General features: G+C 37.9%; 16 protein-coding genes and 1 other RNA gene. 6 read left to right on the top strand and 11 right to left on the bottom strand.

What is annotated here, in order from left to right:
- Nucleotides 1-83: 83 nt before the first annotated feature.
- The 5 genes from gcvT to CPS_RS05650 form a co-directional block, all read right to left on the bottom strand.
- On the bottom strand, nucleotides 84-1,172 hold the full coding sequence (gcvT, locus tag CPS_RS05670; protein ID WP_011042111.1) for a glycine cleavage system aminomethyltransferase GcvT: 1,089 nt from the start codon (nucleotides 1,170-1,172) through the stop codon (nucleotides 84-86).
- A 620-nt stretch (nucleotides 1,173-1,792) separates the two neighbouring features.
- On the bottom strand, nucleotides 1,793-3,121 hold the full coding sequence (locus CPS_RS05665; RefSeq protein ID WP_011042110.1) for a UbiH/UbiF/VisC/COQ6 family ubiquinone biosynthesis hydroxylase: 1,329 nt from the start codon (nucleotides 3,119-3,121) through the stop codon (nucleotides 1,793-1,795).
- A gap of 96 nt (nucleotides 3,122-3,217) precedes the next feature.
- On the bottom strand, nucleotides 3,218-4,531 hold the full coding sequence (ubiH, locus tag CPS_RS05660) for a 2-octaprenyl-6-methoxyphenyl hydroxylase (protein ID WP_011042109.1): 1,314 nt from the start codon (nucleotides 4,529-4,531) through the stop codon (nucleotides 3,218-3,220).
- Nucleotides 4,532-4,717: 186 nt separating this feature from the next.
- Nucleotides 4,718-6,043 carry a Xaa-Pro aminopeptidase gene (pepP, locus tag CPS_RS05655; protein WP_041737369.1) on the bottom strand — a complete coding sequence of 442 codons (1,326 nt, stop codon included), beginning with the start codon at nucleotides 6,041-6,043 and terminating at the stop codon, nucleotides 4,718-4,720.
- 162 nt (nucleotides 6,044-6,205) lie between these two features.
- A complete protein-coding gene (locus CPS_RS05650; protein ID WP_011042107.1) occupies nucleotides 6,206-6,808 on the bottom strand; it encodes a UPF0149 family protein in 603 nt (200 codons plus the stop codon).
- A 203-nt stretch (nucleotides 6,809-7,011) separates the two neighbouring features.
- Between CPS_RS05650 and CPS_RS05645 the strand changes: the two genes are divergently transcribed.
- On the top strand, nucleotides 7,012-7,320 hold the full coding sequence (locus CPS_RS05645) for a cell division protein ZapA (protein ID WP_011042105.1): 309 nt from the start codon (nucleotides 7,012-7,014) through the stop codon (nucleotides 7,318-7,320).
- A gap of 159 nt (nucleotides 7,321-7,479) precedes the next feature.
- Nucleotides 7,480-7,661: non-coding RNA, 6S RNA (gene ssrS, locus CPS_RS23195), on the top strand.
- Between the two features lie 454 nt (nucleotides 7,662-8,115).
- Here the strand turns inward: ssrS and CPS_RS05640 are convergent.
- From CPS_RS05640 to CPS_RS05620, 5 genes are all read right to left on the bottom strand, one after another.
- Nucleotides 8,116-9,789, bottom strand: coding sequence for a methyl-accepting chemotaxis protein (locus CPS_RS05640; protein WP_011042104.1), 1,674 nt, complete (start codon nucleotides 9,787-9,789; stop codon nucleotides 8,116-8,118).
- A gap of 177 nt (nucleotides 9,790-9,966) precedes the next feature.
- Nucleotides 9,967-11,355 (bottom strand): TRAP transporter large permease, encoded by a 1,389-nt coding sequence (locus CPS_RS05635; RefSeq protein WP_011042103.1) that lies wholly within the window; start codon nucleotides 11,353-11,355, stop codon nucleotides 9,967-9,969.
- 2 nt (nucleotides 11,356-11,357) lie between these two features.
- Complete coding sequence (locus tag CPS_RS05630) at nucleotides 11,358-11,906, bottom strand: TRAP transporter small permease subunit (protein WP_011042102.1); 549 nt, start codon at nucleotides 11,904-11,906, stop codon at nucleotides 11,358-11,360.
- Nucleotides 11,907-12,263: 357 nt separating this feature from the next.
- A complete protein-coding gene (locus tag CPS_RS05625; protein WP_011042101.1) occupies nucleotides 12,264-13,328 on the bottom strand; it encodes a TRAP transporter substrate-binding protein in 1,065 nt (354 codons plus the stop codon).
- Nucleotides 13,329-13,358: 30 nt separating this feature from the next.
- Nucleotides 13,359-14,399: a DcaP family trimeric outer membrane transporter gene (locus tag CPS_RS05620; protein WP_011042100.1), complete on the bottom strand. Its 1,041-nt coding sequence runs from the start codon at nucleotides 14,397-14,399 to the stop codon at nucleotides 13,359-13,361.
- Between the two features lie 1,285 nt (nucleotides 14,400-15,684).
- Here CPS_RS05620 and CPS_RS05615 point away from each other — a divergent pair.
- The 3 genes from CPS_RS05615 to CPS_RS05605 all read left to right on the top strand — a co-directional run bounded on the left by CPS_RS05615 (nucleotide 15,685) and on the right by CPS_RS05605 (nucleotide 19,297).
- Nucleotides 15,685-17,088, top strand: coding sequence for a cache domain-containing protein (locus CPS_RS05615; protein WP_011042098.1), 1,404 nt, complete (start codon nucleotides 15,685-15,687; stop codon nucleotides 17,086-17,088).
- 15 nt (nucleotides 17,089-17,103) lie between these two features.
- Nucleotides 17,104-17,724 carry a response regulator gene (locus CPS_RS05610; RefSeq protein WP_011042097.1) on the top strand — a complete coding sequence of 207 codons (621 nt, stop codon included), beginning with the start codon at nucleotides 17,104-17,106 and terminating at the stop codon, nucleotides 17,722-17,724.
- Between the two features lie 343 nt (nucleotides 17,725-18,067).
- On the top strand, nucleotides 18,068-19,297 hold the full coding sequence (locus CPS_RS05605; RefSeq protein WP_238383592.1) for a GAF domain-containing sensor histidine kinase: 1,230 nt from the start codon (nucleotides 18,068-18,070) through the stop codon (nucleotides 19,295-19,297).
- A 297-nt stretch (nucleotides 19,298-19,594) separates the two neighbouring features.
- Here the strand turns inward: CPS_RS05605 and CPS_RS05600 are convergent, their stop codons facing one another.
- Entirely contained in the window at nucleotides 19,595-20,923 is a 1,329-nt protein-coding gene (locus tag CPS_RS05600) for an MFS transporter (RefSeq protein WP_011042095.1), read from the bottom strand.
- Between the two features lie 253 nt (nucleotides 20,924-21,176).
- Here CPS_RS05600 and murI point away from each other — a divergent pair, with 253 nt between their 5' ends.
- Nucleotides 21,177-21,947: a glutamate racemase gene (murI, locus tag CPS_RS05595; RefSeq protein ID WP_011042094.1), complete on the top strand. Its 771-nt coding sequence runs from the start codon at nucleotides 21,177-21,179 to the stop codon at nucleotides 21,945-21,947.
- The last annotated feature ends 42 nt before the right edge of the window (nucleotides 21,948-21,989 follow it).

Genomic DNA, 21,989 nt, shown 5'->3' with positions numbered 1-21,989 from the left:
CACGTTTTCACGTTAAGTTACTCAGTAGAATAATTATTTAGATTAGCTACTCTATAATATAGAACATCTAACTTAATTTTCAATTAGAAAACTTTTTTGCCGTTACGAACGAAACTAGGTTTTGTAACCTGAACTTTAATCAGTTTTTTACGCATTTCAACTTCGATTGTATCGCCTACTTTCACGCTACGTGGAACACGTGCTAAAGCAACACTGTGGCCTAACGTTGGCGAGAACGTGCCAGAAGTAATTTCACCATTGCCAAATTCAGTCACAACAACTTGATGTGAACGAAGCACACCTTTTGCTTCTAGTACTAAACCAACAAGCTTAGGTTGATCACCCGCTGCTTTTTGAGCTGTTAATACGTCACGACCGATAAAGTCACGGTCTGTAGGTTCCCAGCTGATTGTCCACGCCATGTTAGCGGCTAATGGCGAAACAGTTTCATCCATATCTAAACCGTAAAGGTTCATGCCAGCTTCTAAACGTAGTGTATCACGAGCACCTAGACCACAAGGAACTACACCTTCGTCTAATAGTTTTTGCCAAAAATCTTCAGCTGAATTATTTGGTACTATAATTTCGTAACCGTCTTCACCAGTATAACCTGTAGTGGCAATAAATAAATCACCTACTTGCACACCAAAGAAAGGTTTCATGCCTTCAACAGCTTCGATTTGCTCTGCTGTTAATAGTTTAGCTACTTTTGCTTTCGCTTCTGGGCCCTGTACGGCAAGCATGCCAAATTCAGGACGTTCAGTGATAGTGATATCAAAACCTGTAGATTGCTTAGTCATCCAAGCAAGATCTTTTACACGTGTCGCTGAGTTAACAACTAAACGGTAATCAGTATCTGAGAAGAAGTAGATGATTAAATCATCAATCACGCCGCCTTCTTCATTTAACATACCTGTGTATAACGCTTTACCCGGTGTTGCTAACTTAGCAACATCGTTAATTACTAAACGACGTAAGAAAGCTTTTGCATCTGCGCCTTGCACATCAACAATCGTCATGTGTGAAACATCAAACATGCCGGCATCGGTTCTTACTGCGTGATGCTCTTCAATTTGAGAGCCGTAGTTGATAGGCATATCCCAGCCAAAGAAATCAACCATTTTTGCGCCTGAAGCTAAATGCTTTGCATGTAATACTGTTTTATTAGTCATGTGTTCCACCTAAGAATTTTCAAAGTTAACTGATTATAGCTGTCACTTGCTGTTGATTCAACAGAAAAATCCAAATTTATAAAATATAAACCCGAGTTTTATTCAAAATCAGAATTATATTTTCAAAACATCCACCTTACAAAATTAATCTCATTATTGGCTCGGTGATATAGGCATAGAACAAATAAAAGCCAATAAGATTTTATGGTCATTCTTCTTGAAGAGGCGTTTTTTAGGACAATTGAGCGACGAAAGCTCAAGATCTCGTCTTTTAAAAGCTTATTTATTTAAAAAGGATGGCAACAATAATATGTCTTCTCAGGCATTTTCGAAGAGTTAGTTCAGCAACGCTTTATATAAGCTTATTGATTTTGACCTAGCGGTTAGCTAGATGCCGCTTATTGAAAAGTGCAGACCGCCTAGGAAACTATAGGAAGGTATTGATAAGGTAATGCAGTAATATAGCCTGATTTACCGGCGTTATTAACCGGTATAATTAACTCTCGTTGAACTCGCCACTTTCAAGAAAGTTGGGTATAACTATTATTGCTATACCCTGACAAGTACCCTTCTTATAACTTTATCTATTAGCTCATCTATTACTCTTTCAAATAATAGCGTTACAGTGCGTCTTTTTGATAAGCAAGTGCTGGCAAGTCTGCTTTAATGCCTAACGCTTGTGCGATAAGACGGTTTTTAGCTGGGGCAAAGTTATTAAGAATATTCATGCCGACACCACGGATTAATTTAACAGGTGACTGCTGTGGAGCGAAGGCTTGTTTTATTCCAGCCATCGCGGTGATCATTTCAGTGGCTTCACTTTTACGCCAGCGAGAGAACGCTTTAAGATCTGATGTATTAACGAGCTCAGCGTGATTGTCATCATGTTCATTAAGTTTTGCTGTTAAGGTTTGCGCTAAAGCCGCGGCATCAAGTAAACCTAGATTCACGCCCTGCCCTGCAAGCGGATGTATGGTATGAGCAGCATCGCCAATAAGCACTACGCGGTCTTTAACAAAGTCTTGCGCTAACCGCATGGTTAATGGGTAAGTAAAACGCTCACTTTTAAGGGTAATATCCCCTAATTTACCATCACTGGCTGCCGTTAACTCTTTAGCAAATTCAGTGGCATCAAGTGCGATTAAACGTTTTGCATCATCTGGTGAGGTTGAATAGACAATAGAACATAAATTATTTACTGGATCAGCGATGCCCGCTGTTGACGATGCTGATTGTGCAGATCTTAGCGGTAAAAAGGCTAATGGTCCTGTAGGTAAGAACACTTGCCAAGCGGTATTATTATGGCCTTGTGGACATTCTACTGTCGCAACAATAGCGTGGTGGTCATAATCTTTAAAGATCATCGCCATGTTCATTTGCTGGCGTACCCATGAGTTTGCACCGTCAGCGCCAACAACAAGTTTAGCGATAATAGGTGCTGTTGGTGTGCTGCTGCTATTACTTGCAGAGTTATGAGTAGCAGAGTCAGTGGCAAAGGTGGCAAAGACTTCACTGTCACCCTGACTAATACTGGCTAACTTATTATCAGTAAAAAAATGAATATCTTCATCAAGTTCAGCTTGTTGCCATAGTGCGTGGCGAATCACTTTGTTTTCAATGATCCAACCAAGGTTATCTTCTGAGGGAAAACTAGCACTGTCTTTGGCTGAAAAATCGAGCTTACCTAACCCTGCTTTATCCCAAACATGCATGTGTTGATAATCTTGTACTCGGCTGTTTTCAAGAGCAGACCAAACGCCTAAATTAGCAAAGATATTTTTGCTAGCTACATTAATAGCACTCACTCTAACATCTATATTCTCATCAAGTTCAGGCACCGCTAAGGTATCAACCATGGCAATTTTTAGCTGACTAGTTTTACGTAAAGCTAACGCAAGCGTTAAACCCACCATGCCTGCACCGACAATTAATACATCAAATTTTTGCATCTTGTTCTCTTCAAGGTAAACCATGTGTAAATTACACTGGTTTTGTAATACATGATTAAGTTATTTGCCTAGTATTCTGCGGCAATAGTTCGATAATTAATAACCCATGGTCTTCTTAACTAAAGCATTTTTTAACGGCGACATAATATTAAGTGCTTGTAAGCCAATATTTCGGCCAACGACTAATGGCGGTAAATCATTAGCGAATAATGTCACCAATGAATCTGTTAATTGAATAACTTGCTGCTGATCTTTCGCTCTATTCATTTGATAACTATGTAATAAGGCAAAATTACCAATATCTTGTCCTGCTGCTAAGGCGTTTTTAACTAGGTCAGTCATCACCTCAACATCACGTAAGCCTAGGTTAAAACCTTGCCCTGCAATGGGGTGAATTGTATGTGAGGCATTTCCCACCAACGCCATGCGGTGATAGGTTTGCTGTTGTGCTTGTAATAACACCAAGGGATAAGTATCACGTTTACCCACATGGGTGATTGCGCCGAGGTAGCTACCAAATGCGCGCTCTAACTCAACTTTAAAATCATCATCGCTTAAGTGTTTAATTTCTGCTGCTTGCTCTGGCGTCATAGTCCAAACAAGTGAACAACGTGATGCGCCAGCAGCTGAGGATTTTGTCTTTAATGATTTTAACGGCAACATGGCAATGGGGCCAAACGGAGTAAACCGTTCAAAGGCTTTATGATGATGTGCTTTGCTGGTTGAAACATTAGCAATTAAGGCAACTTGCTGATAATCATCACAAGTGACGTCAATATTGGCAAGCTTTCTTACTGGGGAATGAGCACCATCACAACCAAGTAGTAGCTTTGCTGACAAGGTTTCACCTGAATTAAGCGTAACCTTTACCTGCGTTTTGTCAGCTGCACTCTTGTTGCGTTCTTGCCAAGTAATGTCAGCTATTGAGTCAGGGCTAAACCAGTGAATGTTCTTTTTTATCGCTGTGCTATTTGTTGCACTGCTATTTTTGACATTAGTCGTATGGTCACTTAGTGCTTTTAGTTGCGCTTTACCAATAAGTGCCATTTCGATGACATAACCAAGGGCATTAACGTCATATTCCTTTGCCGTTAACCTTGCTTTGGCAAAGTGACCACGATCAGAAATATCAATATCCGTAATGGCACTGGCATCATCTTTTAGATATTGCCATGCACCCAGCTTAGCTAGGTATTTAGCGCTACCGTGAGAGAGTGCTAAAACACGTTCATCAAAAAGGGAGGTCTCAGCTGCTGAACTGGTTTGATTAAAAGCTTGGGCTTCAATAATCGCGATGGATAGTAAACTACCATCGGCTTTAGAAAGTTGACTTAAACTTAACGCCATTAGGCTACCAGATAAGCCGCCGCCTGAGATAATGACATCAAAATGTTGGTTACTGTTTTCCATAGCGTTCATCTTATTATTGATAGTAGTATTGGCATTAATGTTGGTTGTACTATTTTATCGTTAACATATCATTAGTTTACTTAACTTCTGCTCGCACTTTATTGATATAGCTACGTTAATGAATACAATACTAGGCTCTAATCACTAAACAATTAACTGAGCGAATAAAGCAGAACATAAAGCTGTTTATGCTTTCATCAAGGCTTCGATATCTTCAATCGTTTGTGGTGAATTAGCGGTAAGGTTTTCAAATCCCGTTGCAGTTACGGCAATATTGTCTTCAATACGTACACCAATACCACGCCACTTTTCGTCAACGCTATGATCACTTAGTGGGATATATATACCGGGTTCGATAGTCATAACCATGCCAACTTCAAAGGCGCGGAGCTGTTCTCTATCAGTATTAATATGATAATCACCAACATCATGAACATCTAACCCTAACCAGTGACCCAAGCCATGAATAAAGTACTCTTTTACTTTTTTATCGCTAATTAGTTCGGTTAAATCGCCTTCAATTATGCCCAAATCCACTAAACCTTGCGTTAAAAACGCATTGGTTAAGATATTTAATTTGGCAAAAGACATACCGGGCTTAATGGCGTTAATAGCAAGGTTTTTAGCATCTAGCACTAATTGATAAATGGCCTTTTGCTCTGTGGTGAATTGTCCATTAACTGGGAAGGTACGGGTAATATCTGCGGCATAACCCGATAACTCAGCGCCGGCATCAATTAGTAGTAACTCATTATTTTTCAATACATCGCTATTATCGGTGTAATGAAGAATATTGGCGTTATCACCGCCCGCAACAATACTGGCGTAAGCTGGATGCCTTGCACCATGGCGAGCAAATTCATGAAGAATTTCGGCTTCCATTTGGTATTCAAATTTGCCCACTTGGCATTTTTGCATAGCGCGTTGGTGTGCTAAGCCAGATATATGATTCGCTTGGCGCATCAAGGCCAATTCATTTTCGGTTTTAATTAAACGTAACTCTGCAACTATAGGGTCAGCATCCGCAAGGTGTTGTGGTGTTTTAGCTCCCTGACGTATGTTACTTTTCACTTGCTTTAACCAAGTAAAAACTTGGGCAGCAAAATCATGATCACTAAAACCAAATAGCACTTGGCTTTTACCGTCAAGATAATCAGACAGTAGGGTCTCAACATCTGCTACTTCAAAACTTTCATCAACACCATATTCTTGCACAGCTTTGATTTGACCAATGCGTCTGCCCTGCCAAATTTCATGTAAAGCATCTTTAGGTAATGAGAATAAGACAGACTTATTTTGGCCTTGTTCATTTTTAAGTAAAACTAACAAAGCATCAGGTTCATTAAACCCTGTTAAGTAGAAGAAGTTTTTGTTCTGACAAAACGGAAATTCGGTATCGTTACTGCGGGTAAGTTCACTTGCAGCAGCAAACAGTGCAATACTATTATTTGGCATGTTAGCCATGAATGCAGCGCGATGTTTTTCATAGTCACTCAATGGTAATTGGCTCATTGGTGATTTACTTAACGTTACTTTACTTAAAGATGCTTCATTTAAAGGGTTAGTAGTCATGTAATATTCGCGCCTATTCAATGTTGTGCTTATTTTGCTAACAGTAAATTATTGACTGTATTTCGTTAACAGTTATTTGAAAGTACCTTGCAAACTATAAGATTAGTGAATTATCTTTTTATCTTCGTTATTGCTTTCATTATTTGGCGGTGTTGCTAGTTCACTAAAACATAATAAAGCAGAGATTCGAACATATTCCCCAATTTCAAAATACGCTTGCTCAGTATCTTCATCTTCTTCCATGTCATCAGATAAGTTAGCAATTTCGCCAAAATCAGTCAGTACTTCTTTAACTTCGTCAGAAACAACTGGGCTATCTTTTTGCTGTAAACCAAAGCCTAAGTTAAAACCTTGTACCCATACACTTAAGGCATGACCACGTTCAGCTATAGAGTCATCATCATCGGGAAGTAAAAGGTTAAAACTATAACTGTCATCTAAGATGCTGCTCCACAATTCACTATACATTTGCTTGAGTGCTTTTTTTACTGCCGTTGGAAAGCCATCACCCTCATTGAATAAATCATGCAGCATGGCTACATAACCTTGATCTTCAAATTCAAAACCAGCACAAACTAACCCTGTTAATACACCATGAAGTTCACTGGCATGGGACTTCACATCTTCGCTGGTCAAAATGGCTTGCATCGTAGCAAAGTCGATTAAGTTTTTGTCGGTATCGTTATTTGAGGTTATTTCAGTCATGATTTACTTTCTATACTTGCAGGGAGTTATGGGAAGTAATGGTATCACTGCCGAAAATGACAGAAAAGGAAAATAACAGAAAATGACCATAAAGCGCGCTATTTACTTGCATAGGGAGCTCAGCATCGCTATCATTAAAAATAATAAGCTAAAATAGCTTTGATCTTACCTATATTATTAATAATACTTGGAATTTTTTGTAAATGTCGCAACGAACTGTGGAAATCAACATTGTTGATCGCAAGCTAAAAATAGCTTGCCCAATAGGGCAAGAAACTGCCTTATTATCTGCGGCACAAGTATTAAGCGATCGTTTAATAAAAGCCGGCGCTAGCAAAGTAATCAGTACTCCAGAGCAAACCTTAGTGATGACAGCCTTAAATTTGGCTAATGATTTACTAAAAGCTCAACAACAATTAAAAATTGAGCAAGAAGATAATCAACAAAAGATTATGTTATTGCAATCAACTATAGAACAAGCCCTTTCTCATACAAAGAAAAAAATCGCTTAATCATTAGTCGCTTACTCTTTATACCTCCTTTCTGTATTTTATTATTCCCTTCGGTTAGTTAAAGCCTAAAAATAAAACAGAACGAATAAATACTCATCACTCAACGAAAAATTACAAAATAAAGCTTATTCGATGATATTTTTTTCGCTATACTAAGTTTGTCTTCTGGGGTGTTTGTGTGTGAACTATGTCCCTGAGCCGATAAGTTTTACCTAAGGAAGTTGACTATTAACTTTTGCGCAAGCCCGGCTCGTATCGGGAAGCCTACGGTTAGCATGATATTTCCGCCCTGAACACCCGGTGTTCAGGACAAATGTGAACTGCGGCACCTTGGAAGCGACTTTTTTTCAGAAACTTCATTTAGAACATCAATAATATTTATCCTCAGAACAATCAATTATCAACGATATTTCCGCGCACCTCTCGCTCTTTACTTTAATAAAAGTGCACCCTGTGTTCAGTTCAGGACAAATGTGAACTGCGGCAGTCATCTTCTAGGTAAAAGCAACTTTCCCATCTAAATATCCATTTAGAACATCAAGAATATTTCCCCTGAGAACAATCATATATCAGCGATATTTCCGCGCATCCCTCACTCTAGATCCAATAGAATAATTAAAGTCCCTAACTAGCATTGTTCGACTACCACAACCCTTTCGCCTACTTTCATCCTCTATGGCATTGATAGGGATTAGATCGAAAAAGGGGAAAGCTTTCGCTTTCCCCTTTGTTTAATAACTTACACGACACTAACGACAATGCAGTGGTTAAACTGCCTTGTCTAAATGAGATTAACTAAACTACGAATTTATCAGAAACCTGATTAAGCTCTTGAGATAGATATTCAAGCTCTTCAAATTTCTCTCTAGAAACTGAAGAACCTTCACCTATATCTTTTGCAAGACTAGCAATGCCAGTGATGCTTTCAGCTACTTGGCTAGCAACATCTGATTGCTCAGAAGCAGCGGTGGAAACGTGTATATTCATTTCTGTTAGCTCCTTTATTGACTCTGAAGTTGAATCAATAAGGCCTCGAATAGCTGACATTGCATCAGACACCGCGGCTCTTTTCTCTGCAGATTCGCTCATATCTTGAATAGTACGTTGAGAACTGCTTTTCAGGCTATCTAAAATATCTGAAATTTCAACAGTACTTTGTTGAGATCTTTGCGCTAGGGTGCGAACCTCATCGGCAACAACAGCAAATCCTCGTCCTTGCTCACCGGCACGTGCCGCTTCAATCGCAGCATTTAAAGCGAGTAAGTTTGTTTGTTCTGAAATGCCTTGTATTACCCCAAGAACAGAATTGATTGATTCAACATTACCACCAAGCTCTTGTACTGAATGTTCAACATTTTCGAGTAATAAATTGAGTTCGTTCATGCGCTGATTTGAAGAATGCACTTGCGTCAGAACATTTTGCATTTCTATTTCAGCCTTTTCAGCAGAAGTACGCGTTACTTCGGCGCTATTAGCAATTTCTGCTGAGGTTGATGCCATTTCCTCAACAGCGCTAGCCACTTGTGTCGTTTCTTGCATTTGCTGATCTGAAGAATCTTCAAGTCTACGTTGACGTTCTGTTGATTGAACCGCCATCTCAGCTAAATTAACACTGGTTTGCTTGATATTACGAATATCACCACCGAGTGCTTTTAGAAAGCGATTGAAGTTATTCGCAATATCACTTAAAACATCAATAGGACTATCTACTATAGTCTGCGTTAAATTTCCTTCACCTTTTGCTAAGGCTTCCACGGATGATGATAAGTTTTTAAGGGCACTGTAAATGAGTTTAATGGCAAAGGTAACGATAAAACCGACAATTAGCGCAATAATCAATGTAGTTACCAGGCTTTTAGTAATATTGCTACTTTGAGAAGAAGAAATTGTTTCATCAATAGAAGCTATTACAGTATCCATAGAGTCAATATAAAATCCTGTTCCTATCATTAAATCCCATTTATCTATATAAATGGCGTAGCTATATTTAGGAGAAGCTTCAGTTTCATTTAGTTTAGGGAACCAATAAGTATAAAAGCTTCCACCTTGTCTACTTTTATTAACTAAGTCTCGAATAATATATTGACCTTGCTTGTCTTGAAGGTCCCAATAGTTTTTCCCAATACCTGCGGTTTTATTTCCCATCAATACTCTTTCGCCATCATTTTTGTAGGCAAATATATAACCAGAGCCTTGATCGAAAGTCAGGTGAGATAACATTTTTAATGCATCATCATAACCTTCGGTACCTGATTGATTAACATAAGGTTGAATAAGAGATTCTACAGAATCAATAATAGCTTTTAGACGGTCTTTTTCGATCGTTAATATCGTCTTTTCAGTTAACGTAGTGACGTCATCACCAAAACTTTTAAGTGAACTAAATTGAAGATACAACCCCAGCATAGCTACAAATAAAAACGGCAAAAATGCTAGTGCATATATTTGTACTCTAAGTGACTTGAACATAATCCTGCCTAAATTAAATTATTGAAATTCATGAGAATATTGAAATTATACACTAACAGCTTAGTATATAAATACTCTGTTAGTCTAAAATAAAGGATTATTATGTAGAATATTAGAGCGTTAAGGTTATTATTAATTCACCTTAAAACTCTATCATTCTCATTGCCGCTAAATCAGCTATTTACCATAGACCATAGAGGGTAACCACAAGGCAACTTCTGGATACATAATTAACGCCCCAAGACCTAATAATTGCAATATTATAAAGGGTATTACGCCTTTATAAATGTCGGTTAGTTTGATTTCTGGAGGACAAACACCTTTTAAATAGAACAAGGCAAAACCAACAGGTGGTGTTAAAAATGAAGTTTGCAGCGTAACGGCTATCAGCATGACAAACCAAACTAAAACAGGTTGATCTAATCCGTTAACAGCCCCGATGCCAAAGTCTAACGAACTCACTACCGGTGCCAATAAAGGTAATACTATTAAAGTGATTTCTATCCAGTCCAATAAAAAACCTAATAAAAATACGATAACAAGAATAACAAATAACACACCATAGGGACCAAAAGGTAAACCCGTTAACATGCTTGATATAAATTCATCGCCACCTAATTCGCGTAACACCAAGGAAAAAATTGTTGCACCTATAAAAATGGCAAAGATATAAGCCGTCGTTTTATAAGATGCCATCAACACTTCGTGAAATACTTTAAAATTAAGTTTCTTATTCAATGCAGCTAAGATAGTTGCACCTAGTGCGCCAACACCACTCGCCTCGGTCGGTGTGGCAATACCTGCAAAAATAGAACCTAATACCGCAATAATTAATACCAGCGTTGGTAGTATAGCTTTAAAGACTTCTACCAAGACTTTAGCCGTCAATGGGCGGCGATTTTCAGGCGCTGGAGCGACTTCAGGTTTAAAAAATGACAAGCCTAAAATATAAGCGAGATAAACCACACCTAACATTAATCCAGGGAATACTGCGGCAGTGAATAAATCACCAACAGACAGTGCTAATTGATCAGCCATGATCACTAACATAATGCTTGGTGGTATTAAAATGCCTAAACAACCCGCACTACACACTATGCCTGTAGCGAAGGTTTTGGAATAATTTTGCTTCATCATGGCAGGAATAGATAACAAGCCAAGTAATACAACAGATGCACCGATAATGCCTGTAGAGGCAGCTAAAATAATACCTATCAAGGTTACAGTGATACCTAAACCACCACGAACACGACCAAAGAGCTCTTGCATTGCCATCATCATGCGTTCAGCTACGCCTGATTTATCAAGCATTAAGCCCATAAAAATAAACATGGGTAAGGCAACCAGCACCCAGTTTTCCATCAAAGAAAATATCCGGGAAACAGAGAGGCCTAGAACATTTAAATCAAGGCCGGTAAACGTATCCAAATGTAGATCTGACAGATAGCCTATACCACCAAAGAGAATACCAACACCGGCTAGAACATAGGCGATTGGAATACCAGTAAATAGAAAGACAATGAAGGTTAAAAACATGCTGATAACTAGAATTTCATTAATAGCCATGATCACGTCTCCTTTTGAGTTATGGTAATAATATTTCGAAACATACGTGCGAGCACAGCCATAGCTAATAAGATAAAACTTGCAGGGATCGCAGCTTTAATTGCCCATCGAAATGGCATACCTAATGGTGAAGATGAACTTTCGCCCAGCATGTATGAATTGGCGACATAATCGAAACTATTAAACAAAATGACAAAAATGGTTGGAAAGATAAAAAAGACAGCACCGAATATTTCCCATTTCAGCACCGTTTTAGGTTTCAGCATTGAGGCAACAACGTCGACTCTTACTTGTGAGTTAGTTATTTCGGCGTACGATAAACCGAACATGATACCTATTGCGTATAGATGCCATTGAATCTCTTCAAATAAAATCAGTCCATTGTTGAAGCCGTACCGCATGGTTACATTTAGGATAATGACGGCAATTAATAACGCTGAAGACCAACAACAAACGGCAGATACTTTAAGAATAATGGCTTCAAAAATGTCGGCTGTTTTTAACATTGATCGTGCTACTGAGTTGGTAGGCTTAGAAAATGAATCAGTCATAAGATTCTCCTAATTCAATAAAAAACCTAGAACCCGAAGGTTCTAGGTTGTGCAAATAATGGGAGTTACTGCACGTAAGTAAGCTGGTATACCCGTTCTACTTGAAGCTGCTCGTTTCAGGAAGTCTGAGCGATTAATACTTAAGGCACATTTTTTTATTAAGGGTTATTCCCTTAAAAATAAATGTAACGCTGAGTATGATTTGCTCAGCCTTCCCCAAGGGGCTGGTTTAGAAACGATTTATGCTGTGTTATTAATTTAGACAAGGGAACAACCATTCTCTTCAATCAATACCTTGCCTAAAAGCGTTTCTAATTCCAGCTGAATCATGCATCTTCAAATGGAGCGGGTATAAACTTAAAGGCTAGGTTTTGGGCGGGGTAAGAAAGCGTTTGATTCCCATAAATCGTAAGTTTTACGGAACTTAGCTAAGTCATCATGTATTTTCTTAAAGGCTGGATCTGCAGCCGATTGTTCAATAACCACTTCATCCCACTTAGTTTTAAACGTCGATAGCATTTCAGGCGACCAATATTTGTTTATTACGCCATCTTCAATGTTTTGCTTCATGACTGGTGCTTGAATTGCTTCACCGAGCGCAATAGCTTCTAACGTTGCTGATTTACATAAGTGCTCAATAACTGACTGTTGACGTTCACTCATTTTTTTCCAGGTATCTTTATTGATAATGAGTTCCATCATCGTGGCTTGTTGATGCCAACCAGGGAAGTAGTTGTAGTTAAGCAGTTTCTTTACACCAATACGTTGATCAACTACCGGCATTGAAAATTCAGTGGCATCGATAACACCTTTTTCAATGGCAGGGAAGATTTCACCACCAGGTAAACCTACGGTACTAACACCCAATTTTTCCATGACCAGAGCGCCTAAACCGAAGAAACGCATTTTTAAACCAGCTAAGTCTTCAGGTTTGTTAATTTCGTTTTTAAACCAACCTGATGTTTCAGGGGCTAAAACACCACACACTTGCACTTTTACATTAAGGTTATTGTCATCATATAATTCTTGATGCAATTTATTGCCGTTGCCATGATAGAACCAAGCTAAATATTCAGGCGCTTCTGGACCAAAAGGAACCGCTGAAAACAAACGAGCCGCGGGGATTTTTCCGCCCCAGTTACCTGCTGTAGCATAACCGGCTTGTACCTTACCTGTAGATACTGCATCAAGTATTTCTTTCGGGTTAACGAGTTTATTAGGCTCGTAAATTTTCATTTTTAACGTGTTGCCACTTAATGTTTGAATATTGTCAGATACATACTTAATGGTTGAACCTAAGCTTGGTAGTACCGAGTTATAATAAATAGGCGTCTTAAGAAGCATTTTCTTTTCAGCCATAACCGCACCTGAGAAACTGCCTGCAATTAAAGTACTTAATAATAATAAAGGAAATTTTTTCATCGTCTTTCTCCTGTAGTGTTTAGTGAAAAATTAAAGGACGTATTTTGCTGAGAATTGTAAGTAATTTGAGTTTTTGTTGACTTCCGCCATTTCAAAATTGCCGATTTCAACACCAAAAGAAAGTTGCTTAGTGTAATTTTTGAATAGATTAACTGCCACGTGATTATTTTTAACGTTACCTAGATCAGTATCAGTTGTGCCGTAGTAAACTGTTGAACGCATATCTTCAGTCCAATAATGACGATAAGCAGCCATTATTGATGTTGATTGTTCTGCTTCTTCACCGACTAAATCTCGTGCAGTAACTACGCTAACGTAACGGCCAGTTTTGCCACCATGTACTTGGAAACGGAAATCATCTTTGCCGAACGTTTTAATACGACCAGCAACACCAAAACCAGCAGCAGACACAGTATCGCCACCAACGGTATTTAATTGACGGGCTACACCTGAAACGGACACATTACCCCAGTCACCTTTAAAGGTGTATTTAGCAATAACATCTGGTATTGAATCTTGGGTGTTATCACCTTTGTCTGAATATGGGTTTTCTAAAGACAGCTGTAAGCCACCATTTGTATAACGAATCTGACCTTGTCTGATGAATGACTCGGCAACTAAAGGCCCACCGAAATCAGCAGATTCAGGTATAGCACTGGTATTCATAAAGGTGGTCCATGTTTGACCTACAGTGATATTTTTATATTTTATGAACGCGTGACGTAATCTAGGGTGTGAGGAGTTAGAAATAATTTGGTTGCCACCACCACCGTAAAAATCTATTTCAATAAAGCCTGTAACATCACCATGCACATATTTGGCATTAAAACGCGTTTCATTGGCTGTAAATTTGGTTGTTGAAATATCATCTGTAACTGAGGCAGCGCCAATCCAGTAATCATTGCCCGTTGCAGGAGCGCTTACATCACCACTAACAGTACGTATGTCTGCTTTGATGAAGCCACCGAAAGTAATAGAATCTTTATCGCCTAAATCAAACGTATAACCTGCATATGACGGTGCTGATACTATTGCTGCCAACATAAAACCGGATTTTATTATATTTTTCATTATTGTTACCCTTTTTATTGAGACTTGGATGATTTGAATCATCTCGCTTAGTGCTAGGTATACAATATTGAAATTACCGACTACGCGTAATCGGCGAATGTACGTATTTTTTCTACGTGTTTATACTTAGTTTTGCTAAAAACAGGGCAAATACCGTTTAAAAAATCAGCAAAAAAGTAAAATAACGAAATAATTTACTTAAATACTTACTTAAGTCTTAGGTAAATACTTAATCACTTGATGGATTTGATGAGAACACTATGGCTAGTTATGTGACGGAATTGAGCTAAGTTTTAATTTGAGTTAATACGCAGTTAACAGAGCTGCTCGCTAACAAGTTAATAAATCAATAGCTTGTTCAGTTAATAGGGGGAGGAGTGAATAGGTATAGGTATAGGTATAGGTATAGGTATAGGTATAGGTATATAGAATTAGTATGAGTTAACAAGGTAGCGAAAATCCTCGCTATTTTAGCTTGCCATTAATAAATGGCACCTCAACTATTAGTAAAACGACATTAATTTATGAGTAAATCTCAGCTATTACATGCTTTTTGGAAATAAAAAATTAATAAATACACCATTATTAAAGAGTCACATTAAGTATAGACTCAATAATCTGATTAAAAATTGACTGGTATAAATCTACAATTATTACTAATACTTAAGTCAAAATTGACCGTCTATGGTTTTAAAGTAACTAGCATACGTTTTAGCAAACGGATTAATTTCTTCATCAAGTTATCGTTTATTTAGTGCGTTTTTAAATTTACCGCATCATAAATACATGAAAAGCGCATCTCATCAATAAAAGAACAAGTACGAAAAATTGCAGAGCTAGCTATAGTAATAGCAGGAGCGATTAAATTGGCTTTTCACAGAATGCCAATATTGATTAGCAATCGTTAATCGATTACATGGATAAAGTAACACTATTAGAAGCTATTAATGAAAGTCACTCTTTAAAGTGATTGGGTATTATACCCAAACTACCTGAAGATGCAGGTTTCAGCTGGAATTAGAAATGCCTTTAAGCAAGGCATTGATTGAAGAGAATAGTTATTCTATTGTCGAAATCAATAACGCAGCATAAAGCGTTTCTAAACCAGCCCTGCGGGGACGTATGAGCAAACCATGTTCTTCGTTGCCTCCTTTTTTAAGGGAATAACCCTTAATAAAAAGAGCCGCCTTGATCATGAATCGCTCAAGCGTCCTGAAACACGCATCTTCAAGTGGTTTGGGTATAGTCATGCTAAACAACATGACTTGAAAGAAAGGGTTATTAAGTGAATATTAATTTAAAATTACAACTGGTTACTATTGTACCTTTGGTATTAGCACTGGTTGCCGTGCTCATCGTTACACAAGTACAGTATCAGTCCTTATCTGAACAAACCGTTTATGAGTATCGTCATAGCGTGATGAGTCATCGTAAAGATGAATTACGTAATTACGTTGCACTCGCTGAAGGTGCCACAGAACATATTTATAAAAATAAAAACCTAAGTAATGAACAAGCGCAGACGTTAGTTAAGCAAGTATTATCTAACATGCGTTTTGGTAAAGACGGTTACTTTTTTGCTTATAACTTTGATGGAACAGCACTTCTCATACCAGGACAAGAATGGCGCATTGGTAAAAACTGGCTGGATCTTGAAGATAGAAACGGCGTAAAACTGATTCGAGGCCTTATTGAAAATGCAAAAGGTGGTGGTGGTTATCTTAACTATGTTTTTAATCAACCATCAAAAGGCGGCGAAGTTGGTAAAAAAATCGGTTATTCAAGAGAATTAGAAGATTGGCAATGGATGATAGGCACAGGTGTTTATATTGACGACATCGATCAAGAAATTGCCGTGTTAAACGCTTCCATAGGTAAACATATTCGAAATACTTCAGTCATGACCCTTATTATTGGTTTAGTCGCCGTTATCGCCATATTTTTTACCGGCCAATTTATTCGATTCAGTGAAAGAAAATTGGCTAATCGAAAATTACGTGAACTTAATGAGCGGATTTTTCAAACGCAAGAAGAAGAATGTAAACGAGTATCACGAGAGCTACATGACGGCATTAGTCAAACGATTGCTGCTGCTCGATTCTCCTTAGAAACCGCTCAGTTAAAACATCAAAACAATGATGATGCCAGTAATGAAATGGAGCGTTCCATGGAGCTTATTTGCAAAATAATGGGTGATATCCGCGCTATTTCACATCAACTGCATCCTGGATTACTCGAAGATTATGGTTTAGGCGCTGCGCTAGAGGAACTGGGACGAGACTTTTCACAGCGCACTGAGATTCAAGTTGACGTAGAGCGTTTATCACTTCGAAACATCTTATCTACTGAAGTTAAAACCGCCTTATACCGAATTGCTCAAGAATCTTTAACCAATATTGAACGTCATGCCAATGCGTCAAAAGTGAGTATATCCTTGAAGCTAGTGCCAAATTGGTTAGTACTTGAAATTATTGATAATGGCCAAGGTTTTGATTATCAGCGTTACGATAAGAGCCGAGACAAGAAAACTAAAGTTCATCAAGGTATTGGTCTGCGTAATATGAAGGAGAGATTAAGCTTTTACCAAGGAGATTTAACGGTTAAATCAGAACATGGTGGAACCAAAGTTTCAGCCCGCATACCGCAATCACAACTGCGTTTTAACGCAAGTAATGCCAGTGAAAACTAAAATGAAGAGAATATTATGATTAAAGTGCTATTAGTTGACGATCATCCGCTTTTTAGAGAGGGACTGAAACATCGCTTGAGTCTTGATGACTGCATAGAGGTTGTGGGTGAAGCTGAAAATGGCAAACAAGCATTGGAGCTTATTAAGAGTCTTGATTTTGATATTGTTTTAATGGATATCAATATGCCTGAGATGGATGGCATGTATGTACTTGAATTGATTAAAGAGCAAGATTTAGATTGCAAAGTGCTTATGTTAAGTATGCATGACAATAAAGAGTACATTTTAGGTGCTATGCGTCATGGCGCCGATGGCTATATTTTAAAAGACGTGCCAGGTGCTGAATTAATAGAGGCCATTAAAAAAGTCATTTCAGGTAAACATTATTTCAGCTCAGAAGTTACCGAGATCCTGTCAAAAGAGCTCGCTGGAGAACAACGAGGTATTGTTACCAGAAGAGAGCAATTGGTATTAAGGCTGATTTCACAGGGCTTGAACAATAAGCGTATAGCGCAAGAATTAAACGTGAGCGTGCGCACGGTTGAAACACATAAACGTAATATAAAACAAAAACTTGGTATCGACTCAACGGTTGGTCTAATGCGTTACGCCATTGATTATGGTTTAGATCGCTAGGGTTAGCGATCAATTAATTTCTCATGGAGCTTTAGTAATAGTAACTGCTGAAGTGTCATGAGCATTGGTCGAATTAACATACAAACACACTATACTGAACTTCGCAGCAAGACATAGAATCAATGTGTCACTTTTGTCCTCTGCGCTAATGACACTCTTAATCAAATAACAATCCCCCTTGTTCTTGAAAATTTATCCTCATTAAAATTTGAACCATTAATTAATCTGATTGGTATAAATACTGTATTTTGTATGGCTTAACTAATCTTGTTTTTTAACAAATATGAGGATTTTAGTATGCTAGTATTGTTAGATATCCAGTCTAGGTATAGGGAACATACATTTGTATAATCAGAAGAATGAAGAGTTGATAGAGAGCTGGAATAAAACACTTGCTGTCGTTGCTAAACTCGCCTCCGTGCCTGTTGCTTTAGTGATGAAAATAGAAAAACATAATATCATCGTTTTTAGCAAAAATACTGGTACCAGTGATAACCCCTACACTATTGGAAATTCTGAGTGTTTAAACGGCTCAGGGCTTTATTGTGAACAAGTCATTAAGTCACAAAAAAGACTAAACATTCCCAATGCTCTATTTGATGAAAACTGGAATAACAATCCCGATTTAAAACTTAATATGATTGCCTACCTAGGATTGCCCATTCTCGATGATACCGGTAGCCCATTTGGTACCCTTTGTATTTTAGACAACAAAGAACATGTTTTTTCAGAAACAACTATTGGACTATTAGAGGCCATTAAACAAAGCTTTGAAGTACAACTAAAACAACTGCATCAACAACATATTCTCGACGAAAAGCAAAAACTTGAAGAGTTATCAATTTTAATCAGTGGGCTTTCTCATGAAATCAATACTCCCTTAGGTATAGGAATAACGGCCACTAGCATAATTGAGTCAAACATTGAAAATATCCAGCAAAAATTAGCCTCAAAATCTCTCAGTCAAAACACACTAGCATTAGGTCTTAGTACAATTAAAGAAAGCGTAAGTTTACTTAGTAATAGTCTGAATCATACCGCTGAACAAGTCAGTAAATTACAAGATCTTTTAGTGTCTAATGATGTAAAAAATTATCAATTAATTGAGTTATCCTCTCTAGTAAAAAATACCTTTAAGAAACATAAAGATATTCTTAATATCCATAACGTTAAGTACAGAATAAAACATCAGGATAACGATAATACTCAGGCTTTTATTGCACCTAATTTGCTGCAACAAGTTTTACTCATTCTCTGTAAAAATTCTCTAGAACATGGCTTAGTTGGTATAGAAAATCCTTCAATAAGCATTGAATTTGAAAATTATCTTGATCTAATAAAATTGCACTTTAGAGATAATGGCCAAGGAATTGCTAACAGTGAACATATAAAGGTTTTCAATCCTTTCTATACCACAAAGCGTGCAACGGGTAGCAGTGGCATAGGATTAAGTCTTGCCAAAAGAATAGTAACCCAACAGCTGCACGGTGAGATATCAATAATGGACTCATCTTCTGGTGTTCACTTTGTTATAACCCTACCTAAGCTGGCTGACTTTTCCTCTAGTAAATAAGTAGCGTAATCTTTGTGTTATACCAATCGGACTAATTTATTGATCACTTAGCGAGAATTAAAAGGCTTAGAGGCAAGGCATTGATTGAAGAGAATGGTTATTCCCTTGTCAAAATCAATAACGCCGCATGTAAGCCTTTTAAACTCGCCCTTCGGGAGCCCATTAGCAAACTGATAACATCACAAAATGAATGAAATATAGACTAACTATGTTTAACTCATTTTGCTTGTTTTAAGCTCGCTAATGTAACTCTAAGCTGACCAATAAATTAATCCGTTTGGTATTATTTACGACTATCTAATTTTCAAGTTTTACAAAGTCAGGTCGAGGTAAATTATCCAACATACTGTAAAGATAAATAACAATCAGTGTTAACGCTGCAGCAATAAAGAATAACCAAGAACCGCCCAGTTGGTCGAGAATAATACCGCCACCTAATGGCGCTATAGCATAGCCAAATTCATAAAATGAGGCGGCACCAAAATAAGCACCACGTAAATGCTCCGGGGCCAAACGATCAATATGCACGTTCATGGTTGGGAATAAAATAGTTTCCGCTAAGCTCATCACTACAATCGCACCAATCCACCCCCAAAAAAGCGTTAATGGATTTACCGCTAGCCAAATTTGTGAGCACATCAATAACACTAGACCGACCTGTATTCGGCTAATTAAAGATAAACTTGCCATTAACTTCAGTAATAGAAATTGCGTTGAAATGATCACTAACGCATTGGTAAAAATCATCGCTGAAATAAGCTGTAATAAATCAGGGACTTTAGCTCGCGTTAAATATTGTATAAGCGAGCTATCCATTTGTGCATAAATAAACATGCATAAGATATTGGCAAAAATAAGACATTGTAATAACTTATCAGCCATTAATACCTTTAGTATTTGATTACTTGCACCATTTTTCGTTGTGATGTTAGTCTGCGTTTTATTTTGATTGTGAGTCTCAGTAGAGATGCTATTTTTTTTATTATCCAGCGAATCGGCAGCCCTTTGATTAGCTTGCACTGATTTTTCGTTCTCTAACTTACTGTGTTGATGAAAGCCCCACCATAAAAGCACCAATAAAAAGGCAAATGCTGCCGCCGTAATATAAAAACTTGATTGCTCTCCTGTTAAACCTAACCACAGCCCTAACATTGGGCCGACAGCACAACCGACATTAACGACAAAATACAATGACTGCATGGCTAGTTCGCGAGTGCCTTTATCTTTGATGATATCGCCGATTAATGCTGAGGTGAGTGGCCGCCAGAGCGCAGTAGCAATTGAACACAAGGTGATCACCAGCGAATAACCGGCAATGGAATCCACCTCAGCTAATATCGAAAAAGAAATGATATATAAAATACCACTGGCATACATTAACTGATGACGGCCAATTCGATCAGATAACGCGCTACCAACGAAACTCACTAGCACTGAAATAACGGCAGCGCTTGAAAGAATGAGCCCTACATGTGTGGCAGATAATGCAAACTTTTCGTAAAGGATTACCGCTAAAAATGGCCATACCATGTAGTAACTACCACGGGTGATAAATGAACCAAATAACAAGATCCACATTAATCGTGGGAATGCTTTAAAGCGCTTTACTGAAACAACATTAGACATGAACTTCCTTATACCAAACGGCTCAATAATTGAGCTTTCAAGATAAAATTTAAAATCAGCTATTTCAAACCGTGCTTTATCTTGAATACAACCAGTTATATAAACAAAAAACCTTACTTAATTAATTGTATTGCTTTTGGGCCGAGAAAAGCAATACAATTTGTTCGGATAATCTATTTAATATTGCTGAGCAAAAACTATTACTACTCAAGAGATAAAGCACAAAGTACCTACTAACTCAGCCCCTATTGGCGTGTTTGACTCCGGCGTAGGCGGACTTTCTATTGCTAAATGCATAACCGAGCAACTTCCCCATGAAAATATTATCTATATTGCCGACAGTCTTCATGCTCCTTATGGCGAAAAATCTGTAGAATTTATTATCAAGCGTGTTAATTACATTGCCAAGCAACTTATTGATAAGGGTGTAAAAGCCATAGTTATTGCCTGTAATACTGCAACTGTGAATGCCATTGAGCAACTTAGATCGCAAGTGAGTATTCCTATCATTGGGGTTGAACCAGCAATTAAGCCTGCTGCAAAGCAGAGTATCAGTAAAAAAGTGGCTATATTAGCGACACAAGCAACCAGCGAAAATCAGCGTTTTAAAGACTTGATTGACTTACACCATAATGGTGCTGAAGTTCACATTCAACCCTGCCCTGGCCTAGTTGAATTTATTGAACAAGGTAATCAAAATAGTGACGATTGTAATGCCTTGTTAAAACAATATATCAATCCCCTCATTAAAGAAGGTATAGACACGCTAGTACTTGGTTGTACTCATTACCCTTTTGTTCAAAAACAAATAAGCCTCATTGCCGGTCAACAAGTAACAATTATTGAGACAGCCGCACCGGTTACAGTGCAATTAAGCAAGAAATTAGTAGAAAGAGAAATAAGTGCATGTAAAACACAGCAAGGACAATATCAATTTTTTAGCTCGCTTGAAACAAAACAGCAAGAACAAATATTTAGTCAATTGTGGCAGGAACCACTTACTTTACATGCGTTAAAGCCTTAATAAATTTCCCCTTCAATGACTTCGTTTAACTGAAACCTACCC

Origin of the sequence: Colwellia psychrerythraea 34H, assembly GCF_000012325.1 — a bacterium.
In the GTDB taxonomy this organism is placed as follows: domain Bacteria; phylum Pseudomonadota; class Gammaproteobacteria; order Enterobacterales; family Alteromonadaceae; genus Colwellia; species Colwellia psychrerythraea_A.
The sequence above is the reverse complement of the archived record's forward strand: the minus strand, read 5'-3'. Positions and strand labels throughout refer to the sequence as shown.